The organism is Deferribacter desulfuricans SSM1, from assembly GCF_000010985.1.
In the GTDB taxonomy this organism is placed as follows: Bacteria; Chrysiogenota; Deferribacteres; order Deferribacterales; family Deferribacteraceae; genus Deferribacter; species Deferribacter desulfuricans.
Genome location: NC_013939.1, coordinates 770,856 through 784,221, shown reverse-complemented (window position 1 = coordinate 784,221; position 13,366 = coordinate 770,856). Strand labels below are relative to the sequence as shown.

General features: G+C 32.1%; 11 protein-coding genes and 1 tRNA gene. 5 read left to right on the top strand and 7 right to left on the bottom strand.

The features are described from left to right. The first annotated feature begins 33 nt into the window (after positions 1-33). From DEFDS_RS03965 to DEFDS_RS03945, 5 genes are all read left to right on the top strand, one after another. Entirely contained in the window at positions 34-321 is a 288-nt protein-coding gene (locus DEFDS_RS03965) for an ArsR/SmtB family transcription factor (RefSeq protein WP_013007514.1), read from the top strand. Next, positions 314-2,422: a heavy metal translocating P-type ATPase gene (locus DEFDS_RS03960; protein WP_013007513.1), complete on the top strand. Its 2,109-nt coding sequence runs from the start codon at positions 314-316 to the stop codon at positions 2,420-2,422. Before DEFDS_RS03965 ends, DEFDS_RS03960 begins: the two co-directional genes overlap by 8 nt. Before the next feature lie 176 nt (positions 2,423-2,598). Next, a complete protein-coding gene (locus DEFDS_RS03955) occupies positions 2,599-3,384 on the top strand; it encodes an IclR family transcriptional regulator (protein ID WP_013007512.1) in 786 nt (261 codons plus the stop codon). A gap of 66 nt (positions 3,385-3,450) precedes the next feature. After that, positions 3,451-3,526, top strand: a tRNA-Phe gene (locus DEFDS_RS03950). Positions 3,527-3,863: 337 nt separating this feature from the next. Continuing rightward, positions 3,864-5,174, top strand: coding sequence for a serine dehydratase subunit alpha family protein (locus DEFDS_RS03945; protein WP_013007511.1), 1,311 nt, complete (start codon positions 3,864-3,866; stop codon positions 5,172-5,174). Positions 5,175-5,357: 183 nt separating this feature from the next. Here DEFDS_RS03945 and DEFDS_RS03940 read toward each other — a convergent pair whose 3' ends face one another. The 7 genes from DEFDS_RS03940 to DEFDS_RS03910 form a co-directional block, all read right to left on the bottom strand. Beyond that, positions 5,358-7,658 carry a hybrid sensor histidine kinase/response regulator gene (locus DEFDS_RS03940; protein WP_013007510.1) on the bottom strand — a complete coding sequence of 767 codons (2,301 nt, stop codon included), beginning with the start codon at positions 7,656-7,658 and terminating at the stop codon, positions 5,358-5,360. A gap of 89 nt (positions 7,659-7,747) precedes the next feature. Beyond that, entirely contained in the window at positions 7,748-8,608 is an 861-nt protein-coding gene (locus tag DEFDS_RS03935) for a PHP domain-containing protein (protein ID WP_013007509.1), read from the bottom strand. Next, positions 8,598-9,167 carry an indolepyruvate oxidoreductase subunit beta gene (locus DEFDS_RS03930; RefSeq protein WP_013007508.1) on the bottom strand — a complete coding sequence of 190 codons (570 nt, stop codon included), beginning with the start codon at positions 9,165-9,167 and terminating at the stop codon, positions 8,598-8,600. The genes DEFDS_RS03935 and DEFDS_RS03930 overlap by 11 nt, the downstream gene beginning before the upstream one ends. Further along, a complete protein-coding gene (gene iorA, locus DEFDS_RS03925) occupies positions 9,164-10,900 on the bottom strand; it encodes an indolepyruvate ferredoxin oxidoreductase subunit alpha (protein WP_013007507.1) in 1,737 nt (578 codons plus the stop codon). Before iorA ends, DEFDS_RS03930 begins: the two co-directional genes overlap by 4 nt. Continuing rightward, a complete protein-coding gene (locus tag DEFDS_RS03920) occupies positions 10,897-11,481 on the bottom strand; it encodes a hypothetical protein (protein WP_013007506.1) in 585 nt (194 codons plus the stop codon). Before DEFDS_RS03920 ends, iorA begins: the two co-directional genes overlap by 4 nt. After that, positions 11,482-12,144 (bottom strand): histidinol phosphate phosphatase domain-containing protein, encoded by a 663-nt coding sequence (locus tag DEFDS_RS03915; RefSeq protein ID WP_013007505.1) that lies wholly within the window; start codon positions 12,142-12,144, stop codon positions 11,482-11,484. It abuts the gene before it with no gap. Between the two features lie 331 nt (positions 12,145-12,475). Next, positions 12,476-13,345: an MBL fold metallo-hydrolase gene (locus tag DEFDS_RS03910; protein WP_013007504.1), complete on the bottom strand. Its 870-nt coding sequence runs from the start codon at positions 13,343-13,345 to the stop codon at positions 12,476-12,478. Positions 13,346-13,366: the final 21 nt, after the last annotated feature.

Here is a 13,366-nt window from a genome sequence, read left to right as displayed (position 1 = left end):
ATTTGAACAAATGAACAAATATAGGAGTTTTATATGTTAAAGGATTATGAAATCGAACGACTGTCGTATCTTTTTAAGATATTGGGTGATCCAACCAGAATCAAAATTTTAAGTATCTTAGACAAAAAAGAGTTATGCGTAAATGATATAGCTGATAAGTTAAATATCTCCGTTTCTGCTGTCTCTCACCAGCTAAATAACCTTAAAGTTGCAAAACTTGTGAAAAGCAGAAGAGACGGCAAAAACATCTATTACACTTTAGATGATGACCACGTGGAAAAGCTTTTTGAAAACGCATTGGAGCATATAAGACATGGATAAGAGAAGATATATTCTAAAAAATTTAGATTGTCCAAGTTGTGCTGCAAAAATCGAAACAGCTCTTCAAAAAGGGCTCAATGACAATACTATTAATGTTAATTTTACAAATAAAACAGTTCTCCTAAAAAAAGACTACTTCAACACAGCAAATGAAATAGTAAAAAGCACTGATCCAGGTGTTGAATTAATCGATTTTAGTAAAATAAATAATGATAACGAACAATTTAACAAAAAATTTATGCTTACAAAAATATTTTTATCTCTCTTTTTCTACATAATCGCATTAATTTATAAAAACATCTCTGTCCCAAACTTAACTGTAGAATATATTTTATTCCTTATACCCTACTTTTTAATTGGATACCCTGTAATTTTAAAATCATTGAACAACTTAAAAAATAGACAGCTTTTTGATGAAAATTTTCTAATTGTTGTTGCTACAATTGGTGCTATTTTTATCAAAGAGTTACCAGAAGCTGTTGCGGTAATGCTTTTTTACATCATTGGAGAATTTTTACAAGATCTGGCTGTAGATAGATCTAAAAAATCGATTACCAATTTACTTTCCCTAAAAGCAGAATACGCAACAGTAATTAAAAGTGGAAAATATATCACTAAAAAACCAGACGAAGTTAATGCTGGTGAAATAATAGTAGTAAAACCAGGTGAAAAAATTCCATTAGATGGGGTAGTTATAGAAGGTGAGAGTTTTATAGACACATCAGCACTAACTGGAGAGTCCAAATTAAAAAAAGTAAAAAAAGGCGATGAAATATTATCAGGGATGATTAATGATAGTAACCTCCTAAAAATAAAAGTTACAAAACCTTATTCAGACTCTACAATATCTAAAATTTTAGATTTAGTGGAAAATGCCACAGAAAATAAGTCAAAAACCGAAAAATTTATTACAAAATTTGCTAAAATCTACACTCCTATAGTTGTTTATACTGCAGTCTTTATAGCTTTTATACCTCCATTAGTTTTACAGGAAAGCTATACTTTATGGATTTATCGTGCATTGATATTACTTGTTATTTCCTGCCCTTGCGCGCTCGTAATCTCGATACCACTTTCTTATTTTGCAGGGATAGGCAAAACAGCTAAAAATGGAATTATAGTAAAAGGTAGTAATCATTTAGAAGCTTTAACAGATACAGGAGCTGTGGCTTTTGATAAAACAGGAACTTTAACAGAAGGTGTATTCAAAATAAATAAAATTGTAACTAAAAACGGAGCTACGGAAAAAGAAATCTTGAAATTTGCTGCTTATACAGAGTTTAACTCTAACCACCCAATATCAAAAGCAATACTCAATGAATACAAAGGTGAAATAGATATAAATAAAATAGAAGAATATGAAGAAATTAAAGGTTATGGAATAAAAACAAAGGTATTTGGAAAAACTGTTTTCGTTGGTAATGATGGACTTATGCATCTTATGAATATAGAACATGATGATTGTGATGTTGACCACTCTGTAGTTTATGTTGCAGTAGATAACAAATTCTTGGGATACATTTTAATCGATGACATAGTGAAAAGCGAATCAAAGTTAGCTTTAGATAAACTTAAAAAACTCGGTATCCAAAATATAATTATGCTGACTGGGGATAATTACAGTGCTGCCTCAAAAATTGCAAATCAAATAGGGATTAAAGAGTTTTATGCAAACCTACTCCCACAAGATAAAATAAAAAAAGTAAATGAAATTAAAGAAAAGTTATCAGCCCAAAATAAAAAGAAAAGAGTAGTTTTCGTTGGTGACGGGATCAATGATGCCCCAGTGATTGCCGTTAGTGATGTAGGTGTAGCTATGGGTGGTATTGGAAGTAGTATCACAATAGAAGCAGCAGATATAATTATAATGGATGACAGCCCTATATCTGTGCCAAAAGCTATCGAAATTGCTAAACTTACCAAAAAAAATGCTAAGGAAAATATCATATTCTCTTTAGCTGTAAAAGTTATTTTTATTACTTTGGGTATAGCTGGGGCTGCTACAATGTGGCAGGCAGTATTTGCGGATGTGGGTGTGGCACTAATAGCTGTTCTAAACTCAATGAGGATATTTATTAAAAAACTAAAAAATTATGAATAATTTTAGAACAAGAGAATTAAAAAGTTGATTATTTGCTTTTTAACAGAAAATAAAAATTGACAACATATATTTTGTTAAATAAATTAACTGTCATATTTAATTTTATTTATATGTTTAGTTGATTTTTCAATTAAACAGTGTTATATTTTATTAGAAATATTAATGAGAGGTGAGATGTGACTTACAAATCAAATGTAAAACTTGTTCAATCAGTTTTACACGCGCTACAACTATTTGAAGTATTTAGAACCAGTGAAAATAAAGATGAGTTTGGAGTAACAGAGCTCAGCAAAGCACTTGGCTTACATAAAAACAATGTTTTTAGGCTTCTTGCAACACTTGAGTCAAGAGGTTATATCGAGCAAAACCCTGAAACAGAAAACTACAGATTAGGTATAGAAATTTTCAACCTTGGACAACAGTTTATCAATAAATTAAATATATTAAAACTTGCAAGACCTTTTATGGAAAAGATTGTAGCTGAAGTTAATGAATCAATTTATATAGGAATTTTAAGAAAAGGGTTTGTGGTTTATTTAGATATGGTTGAAGCAAATCAAAATGTTAGAGTTGTATCAAGGGTTGGAAAAGATGTTCCTGCTTATTGTACAGCTATTGGAAAAATACAACTTGCTTATGCGTCAGAAGAAGAAATCAATAGCATGTATATGGGTGCAAGACTAAAAAGATATACTAACAACACTATCACATCTTTGCCTGAATTGAAAAAACACCTAAAAGAGGTATTAGCAAACGATTATGCACTCGATAACGAAGAGTTCGAAGAAAGAGTCAGGTGCATAGCTGTCCCAATAAAAGACTATTTAGGTGTACCTGTTGCTGCTTTAAGTGTTACAGGTCCAGCATGCAGAATGACAGATGAAAAAATATTTGATGAGATTTATCCTACAGCTAAAAAATATGCTAGAGAAATTTCCAAACGATTAGGCTGGCAAGGATAATTTTTTAAAAAAGTGCTTGACTTTGTTAAATAATTTTTGTAAAAACACCCTGCTTTTGATGGATGAGCCCAGGTAGCTCAGTCGGTAGAGCAGAGGACTGAAAATCCTCGTGTCGGTGGTTCGATTCCGCCCCTGGGCACCATCGTTTTTTCTATCTATAAATCACTTACAAAGCCTAACAGAAAATTAACAAAAAAGACTGACGGTGATTTTGACGGGACTAATCCGACACACTATCGCCTGAAGAAAAAATATTTCACTAATTTATTCATAATTTATTTAATTTGTTCAGAAACTGAAAAATATAACTATTATAAGTACTTATAAAACAATATTAAAAAGTTAAATTTTTACTGTTAATTTCCACAACTTAAATAATAAATTTTCCAAGCTTCAAAAAGTCAATATTCAATATTACTGAATTTATATTTGAAAATATATTTATTTCTAATATAATGTACTTCTTTAAAGGAGGCTACATGTACACAGTTAAAGAAATACTAAGAATGGAAGTTGCTCCAGCTTTAGGTTGTACTGAACCAGTTGCTTTAGCCCTTTGCTCGGCAGCTGCGGCAAGCTTATTGTCAGATACATCAAATATTAAATCAATAAAGGTTGGATTAGACCCAAATTTATATAAGAATGCTCTAGCTGTAGCTATTCCAGGGACAAATGGAAAAAGTGGCCTACATCTTGCCATTGCTCTCGGTATTATTATTAAAAAGCCTGAATTAAAGTTAGAAATTTTATCACTAGCCAATGAAAATATTTTAAGTGAAGCAGAAAATTTAGTGAAAAAAAGTATAATAGAAATAAATATACTAAATGAAAAAAAAGGAATTTATATTGACACAAAAATTATTACAGACAGAGAAAATAGCCAGGCTATTATTGAAAATTATCATAATAACATCACTGCACTTTATAAAAATGGTGAAAGAATCATTAATGACTACTTACTTACTGAAGTAAAAAAGAATAAAGAATCTATAGCAGAAATGGAAAAATGGCTTTCATCTTTAAGTTTAGATAATTTAATAGATATGCTTGATGATTTAGATGATGAGGATTTTGTATTTATTAAAGAAGGTGTTGATACAAATATGGCATTGGCTGAATACGGGTTAAAACACGGCCCTGGCCTTGGAGTAGGACTAGCTATTGATAGGATGGTCAGACAAAAACTTATTACGAGAGATATGGAAACAGATGCTAGAATATACACATCTGCTGCTGCTGATGCACGAATGTCAGGAGTAAGTCTTCCGGCTATGAGTTCTGCAGGCAGTGGCAACCATGGTCTTACTGCAATATTACCTATTTGGATTGTAAAAAATTATGTGCAAGTTAGCGATAAAGAAGTTTATAAAGCTATTGCCTTGAGTCATATTGTAACTGCTTATATAAAATCATTTACAGGTAGACTCTCTGCAGTATGTGGTTGTTCAATTGCAGCAGGTGCAGGAGCAGCTGCAGGGATAGCATATCTCTTAGGTGGTAATCAAAAACATATAGGTGGAGCTATAAAAAATGTAGTTCAGGATCTTGCAGGTGTAATTTGTGATGGTGCAAAAGCTGGATGTGCGTTGAAACTTGCAACAGCCGGTGGCTCAGCTGTAAGATCTGCACTTTTATCACTACAAGGGATAATTGCTCAATCATCAGATGGGATTATAGGATCCACTACTGAGGACACTATCAAGAGTATGGGTAAAATTAGCAAAGAAGGTATGATTGATACTGATAGAACAATTCTAAATATTATGTTAGAAAAGCAATTTAATATTTAAATGTGGAAGTTGCTCAATAGAATAACATATTGATAATTAATATAATTATGAGATTGATTCGGCAACATTCCCTGCATCGTTGACCACAGAATGCCGTCGTTGCGAGCGTTAGCGAAGCAATCCAGTTAAAAAACATATCATCTTATTCTGTAAATCTCTTGTATACTTATTTAATTTATAATTTTAACTGTCTAAGAGTCGTCTGATTTTTTTGGCTAAATCCTCTATATGATAGGGTTTTTGGATAAATTCTATATTCTCACCGATTATCCCTTCAGCAGAGATTATACTTTCAGGATAGCCAGAGCAAAAAATTACTTTTGGCTCATGAATAACCTCTTTTACCTTATCAAAAAACTCTTTCCCACTCATTTTTGGCATAATCACATCCGTAATAATCAAATCAAAATCTATTTTTTTCTCTACTATATTTTCTAAGGCTTTTTCTGGATTATTAAAAGCGATCACTCTATATCCCAAACTTTCTAATTGCATTTTTATAGCATCTAAAAGATAATCTTCATCTTCTACCACCAAAATAGTTTCATTATTTTTGGCATAGATTAACCCTTTATTGCCCATATCAACCGACTTTTTAACTTTAGTTTCCTCTATCAATGGAAAATATATCTTAAATGTAGTACCGACCCCTTTTTCACTGTAAACATTAATAAAACCATTATTTTGTTTTACTATTCCATAAACAGTTGCAAGACCAAGCCCCGTCCCTTTTCCAAGCTCCTTTGTAGTAAAGAAAGGCTCAAAAATTTTGCTCAAATGCTCCTTTTCTATCCCTTCACCTGTATCTGAAATTGATATTAAAACATATTTTCCTGGAATTAATTCAACGAGCGATTTAGCTTCCTCTTCTACAATATATTTTTGTGTTTGAATTATAATTCTACCCTTATCTTTTATAGCATCCTTTGCATTTACACACAAATTTGTTATAATTTGCTCTAATTGAACTTCATCTATTTTAACAAAACAATTATTATCTACTGGCTCAAATTTCAATTCAATTGATTCTGGTATTACCCTCTTTAACATTTTCAGCATATTAAAAATAATTTCATTTACATTTATAATTTTTGGCTGAGCTGGCATCTTTCTTGCGAAAGCTAGAAGCTGTTTTACTAGATCTGTAGCTCTTTCAGAAGCCCTAAAAATTTCATTTATATAACTATAAACTTGGCTTTTTTCGTCAAGATGCATCTGTGCAAGTTGTATGTAGCTATAAATAATACTCAACATATTATTGAAATCGTGGGCAATACCACCAGCAAGACGTCCTATTGACTCTAATCTTTGTGCTTGAAATAATTGTTGTTGTAATTTCTCTTTTTCTTCAATAGCTTTTTTATAATCAGTTATGTCTCTTGTAATGCTTAAAATATATTTTTCACCACTAATCTCTATAATACATGCTGACATTAAACCATATTTAATAGATCCATCTTTAATTCTAAACCTTGACTCATAATTTCTTACAATTCCATTTTCTTTAAGTTGTTTTGTTAAATATTCTCTATCCTTATAATCATACCAGATATTTAGTTCCTTGCTTGTCTTACCTATCACCTCTTCTTCGGTATATCCAGTAATATCAGTAAAACCTTTGTTTAAAGAAACATATAAACCATCTTCCAATCTGTTTATATTAACAGCATCTGGACTAGTATAAAACGCCACTCTAAATTTCTCTTCACTCTTTCTGAGTTTCTCCTCAGCTTTTACTTTATCAGTGACATCAATACCAATTGCTAAACTGCCATAAAAATTATCTTCCACATCATACAGTTTATTTGAATACCAAGAGATATATCTTGCTTCACCAGATTTGGTTCTTATCTTTGTAACAAAATCAATGACATTCAGTTTCCCTTCAAGTATCTCTTTTGCTTTTTGAAAAATTTCATTTCTATAATTTTCATCTGGATAAAGCCACTCCCAAATTTTAGGATTACCTATTACCTCCTCTGAGCTATACCCAGAAATCCTTTCAGCAGCTTTATTCCACAGTACCACATTCCCTTCTTTATCAAGAATATCAATCCACACAAGAGCATTTTCCAATATTTCATTATTAATTGCTAATTGCTGGCTTAGATGCAACTCTTTAGCTTTATTAGCCGTCACATCCATGATAATATGGACTGAACCATCAAAATTACCATCATCATCAAAAACAGGATCAACAATCACCTTATAAAATCTACCATTAATCTTAGTTTCAAAAGCACTTCTTTTCTTATTTAATTTACATTTAGGTAATGGGCATTTCTCTCCAGGGCAAAAACCAACATTTAAAACTACAAAACACTTTTCTCCTAAAATATCTTTAATTTTAATGCCAAGAAGTTCTTCAGTTTTGATATTGGCATCATTAATATTATAGTTTTTATCTATTATTAAAACGGCATCATTGATTGCATCAAAATATCTTCTATATTTTCCAAAAATAGATTTTTCCTTTGGGCACATTTTTTATTTACCAGATTATTTATAATACAACAATTAATCAAAATATTCAACCTATGTTTTATCTTCAATCGTTTGAAAGTTTAATCTTTTTACAATATCTTTAATAAGTTTTTTATTTTTTGTTGTTTGTTGGTTTCTAATTCAAAATTGATAAAATCAACATCAGGCTTTATATTCGGACCGTGGAAATCACTACCAATTGTTGCAACAAGATTATTTTCTTCTGCAAACAAAAGAAACTCATTTTGAAACTTATCATTGTGATAAGAGCTATAAACCTCCACCCCCTTTATACCATCTATAATTAAATCTTTTATCATACTTTTAGGATAAAGCCCTGGATGAGCAATAACTAAAACTTCATCTTTTAGTAGATTTACCGTTTCAATATAATCAAGCAAATCTGCATCCACATAGGCATAACCACCCTTTCTAAAAAAATCAAAATAAAAATTTGTATATGGTGAATCTGATTTATCCCCTTCTAAATAGTCAAACAGCTTTTCTCTATTTTCTGGATATTTTTTTAAAACATTGAGAAATGTTACACCACTAATCCCTTTTTCGTTAGATTCTTTTAAAACTTCTTCAACATCAACTTTAAAACCCAACTCTTTTAGCTTATAAACCCTTTTTACTGCCTGCTCAATCTTTAATTCTTTAAACTTGTCTATTAGATAAGTTACTCTTTCATCATTTAAAGGAAAGTTATAAACTAAAAGATGTATCTCTTCCCCTTTAAATTTACAGGAAAATTCTACACCAGGGATAAAAGAAATATTATCAGCAATATCAACTTTTGAATAAAGATCTAATACACCATCAATACTGTTGTGATCGGTAATAGAAAAGAGGGAAACCCCTCTTTTTTTAATCTCTTTATAAATTTCTAAAGGAGAAAACTCACCATCAGAGCTAAAATTTGTATGGATATGCAAGTCAATCAGCATACCCTAATTCAAAAGCCTTGATATTTACATCTACAACTTTAGAAGGGACTCTATCTTTTATTACCTCTAACCAGCTCTCTTTTTTAAAATCAAGTATTTTAGCAAGTGCCCCAAGCATAACTGTGCTCACTGCTTTCACATTTCCTGCTTTTTCAGCAAGTTTTAAACCATCTTTTTCCACTAAAATGGCAAATTTTGTTTTGTAATTTTCAACTGTATCTTCAGGATAATCAGCCTCTGCCATAGCCACTGAAGGTGGATAGATTTTATTAGTATTTAATAATAATTTTGTATCTTCATTTTTATATTCTAAATACCTTAAAAACTCCATATATTCAAAAGATACGATAATATCAGCCTGACCAAAAGGGATAACAGGGGAATAAACTTTATCAGCTATTCTCACATGAGATACTACACTACCCCCTCTTTGAGCCATCCCATGTATCTCACTCTTTTTTACGTCATACCCTTCAAGAAGTGCAACATCACATACAATATCACTTGCAAGAACAATACCCTGTCCACCAACACCAACCATCAAAATATCAACTTTCATTTCTCACCTCTTTGATGAATAGCATCAAATCTACATACCCTTGGGCATAATCCACATCCAGTACATAAAGTCTCATCAATAAAAGCCTGTTTTTCATTGTCATCCCACAATATAGCAGGACACCCTATTCTTGTGCAGGCCTTACAACCCGTACATTTTTCTGTATCAACAAAATAAGGGCTTGAAATAACTGTCCTATCTGCAAAAATACATGGTCTGTTTGTAATAATTACGCTTGGCTCTTCTCTTTCCACTTCTCTTTTTAATACTTCTAAGCACTGGTTTATATCAAAAGGATCCACTGTATATACATGCTTTACACCTATTGCTCTTGCTAATATTTCAAAATCTATTTTTGGCGCAGGTTCACCTTTGATAGTAATACCAGTAGCAGGGTTTGGTTGATGACCTGTCATACCAGTAATCCTGTTATCCAGAATAATTACTGTTGAAAAACCTTTATTGTAAACAATATTCATCAAACCGTTTACGCCTGTATGTAAAAATGTAGAATCTCCAATTACTGCAACAGCCTTTTTCGCCAACTTCCCATCTGAAGCCTTATCAATACCATGAGTCATAGATACGCTAGCACCCATACAAACAGTGCTGTTTATTGCACTAAGAGGTGGCAGTAAACCGAGAGTATAACAGCCAATATCACCAACAGCAAAAAGTTTTAATCTGCTAATTGCATAAAACATCCCTCTGTGCGAACATCCTGGGCACATATTTGGTGGTCTATTTGGCAATTCAAGTTTTTCAACATTTATATCTTCTTTTATTCCAAATAGCTCTTTAACTTTATCAACAGAGAGCTCTCCACATACATCTCTATTTAAATTTTCTACTTTGATCCCTTGCGCTTTTATCTCTGTCTCTAAAAATCTATCTAACTCTTCCACAACATAAAGTTTTTCTACTTTTGATGCAAACTCTCTAACCATATCAAAACTTATAGGGTAAACCATACCAAGCTTTAAAATAGAAGCATCAGGCATCGCTTCCTTTACATACTGATAAACTACACCTGAACAAATAATACCAATTTTAGGTGAATTTATCTCTACTCTGTTTAAATCAGAACTTTTGGAAAACTCTGCGAGTTTTACAAGTCTTTCTTCTACAAATTTGCGCCTGTTTCTTGCGTTGGCAGGCACCATCACCCATTTTGGAATATTATTTTCTAGCCCAAAATCAACTTCTTCCCCTCTTTCCCCAAGCGCAACAACTGTTTTACTGTGAGACAATCTTGTACAGCTTCTAACCAAAACAGGTGTGCAAAATTTTTCAGAAATCTCATAGGCTTTTATCAAAAAATCTTTTGCTTCTTGAGAATCTGAAGGCTCAAGCATAGGAACTTTTGCAAATCTTGCATAATTTCTACTATCTTGCTCATTTTGTGAGCTATACATGTTTGGGTCATCAGCTACAACAACAGCAAGCCCACCATTTACACCGGTATAACTTGCCGTCATCAAAGGATCAGCAGCAACATTTAAACCCACATGCTTCATACAAGTCATCGCCCTTTTACCAGCAAGGCTTGCACCAAGTGCAACTTCAAAAGCCACCTTTTCATTAGGTGCCCATTCGGAATAAATTTCATCATAAAATTTAACATTTTCTGTTATCTCTGTACTTGGTGTACCAGGATACGAACTAACTACTTTTACTCCAGCCTCAAAAGCTCCTCTTGCAAACGCTTCATTTCCACTCAAAACCTTTTTCATGAACCAAGCTCCCAGTTTTCAATTAATTCTAACAATCTGCTGTCAGGAAATTTTGTTTTAAATTCAGTAATATACTTCTCAGCTTCATTTTTATCTTTAGCTGATAATATTGCTCTATAATACCATATAGGTGTTAAATAAGAATCTGCGAAATACTTTTTATAATCTACCTGTTTAATACCCAAATCACTCATAAGACTTTCGCCAAGCTCCAGATTTTTATCTGTAAGATCACCACTTACCTCTTTAACTTTATTATGATCACCAAGCACTGCATAAAGCTGCATAGCCTTTAAAACAACATAATTTTTCACATCAGATACCTTTTCCCCTTTTTCAAGGAACAAATCTACACTATTTTTATCAATTTTGCCTGACTTCAAAACTAATTCTAAATGTCCAAGCTCATTTATTTTATTAGCATAACTTTTTGCCATATAAGATTTTAATCCGTAACCACCTAAAACCAAAAGTATAACTATTGCTACACCAATCAAAATCTGCTTAAAATTTTTCTCTACAAAATTTTCCACTTTATCAATTGGCACTTCTTCCATAACAACTTGCTTTTTTTTGCTCATTTAACCCTCCAATTTATTCATAAACAATTTTTTGTTATTTTCAAAAACAGTTTTTATATGCTCTTCATCAAGTCCAGCACCTTTCAAACAGTTTTCAATCATTTTTAGTGAAAAATAATCACCTGGTGCATGAAAATCATTGTTTATTACCAAATTTGTCCCATATTTCAGAGCCAATCGTGCCACATGTGCATTTGTCAAAGAATGCCCTTTCCTCGTAGTAATTTCTAAATACACATTGTTATCTTTTGCTTTTTTTACAAGCTCATCTGAAATTAGTCCTGGATGCGCCAGTACATCAACACATGCATCAATGGCAGCAGCATTTGTACCCTCTTCTACCGGCTCCACAATAGTTTCTCCATGGACTACAACGATATCAGCTCCCTCTTTTCTAGATAAGAATGTTAGTTTTTCTATTTGAGATGGTAAAACATGCGTTAATTCTACACCTATAATAACCTTAAAATCTTCACTAAAGCTATTAAATTCTTCTTTAAACTTCAATAAATTAGATATTATAAGTTGGAAATTTGAAGAATCAGCATGGTCAGTAATAGCAATACCTGAATACCCTACCGTTTTAGCTCTTCTTGCAGATTCGGCAGGTATCAAAACTCCATCACTAAAAGTAGTATGAGTGTGAAGGTCTGCATAAAACATGAAGAAAATTTATATCTTTTTTTACAAATAAATCAACTGTTTATTAAAAGAGCACCCAAATTATTAGGTGCTCTATTAATTTTATTAGGAAGTTGTACAACAGACTAACTTGCTGAAAATTACCATAAACATCAGATTGCTCCGTCGCTTTTGTTCCTCTCAATGACTAGGAAATTGGTCATTGCGACCCCGCCATTTTGTAGTAAATTTTAAGCTTAAAACTTTTTATGTGCACAGAACTTACATTTTTAATTTTAAATATGTGAGGCTCAATGGCGGGGGAAGCAATCTGGGATTTAAGTAGCGATTAATGAGCAATATCATATTTCTATTAAAACTCTACGAAATCCCCGTTCCCAACATATAAATCACTCATAGAACCAAATTTAGCACTACCTCTTACCACAGGTATTCCAGCCTCTATCATCGCTTCTACAGCTATTTTTCCTGTGCAATGGTTTGCAGCAACTTTCTTTAACCCTTTACTTTTTAACCTTTCAATTTCATTTTTTTTATCATCATTCCAATCTTCTAAAAGTGAAATATGAAGTCCACCATAAAGGCCATAAAGGTTATCTCCCACAGTTTTAGATACCTTATCAAGCATATTGTTTACACCAGGATGACAACAACCAGTAACAGTAACAACCCCTTTATCCTTTACATCAAAAGCCAATACCTGCTCATTTTTCACATTAAGTATTATATCCAGCTCAAAAATCAATGAATACACTTCATCAAATTGATTATCATCACCTACTTCAATTAAATTCCCTTTAAATCCAGCTTCTTCTAACAATTTATATCCTTTTTCTGAAAAACCTTTTGGAATATAAAGATTAAAATCATTTCTAATTTTAGTTACGCTTCTTAACCCCCAATAATGATCCATATGCTCGTGACTAATGAAAACATCATTTAGAAGACCATCCTTTAATAATTTGTCTACACCTTCCCTGGCAAAACAGTAATCCATATACTTTTCATTCCATCCCACATCAAAAAGTAAATATTTCTTTTCATTATCCTTTTCGTATTCTATTAAAGCACTATACCCACCACTATTTTTATTATCCCAGTCGATAATATACTGGTCGGTGTCCATCCCGCCATGTTTTTTAATATCTTCCAGAAGTTTGTCAGTATCAAACCAGCTTGTTTCAGAGATACAAGTTATTTTTAGCTTATCAACCTTACTCATAACATCCTCCCATCACATTAT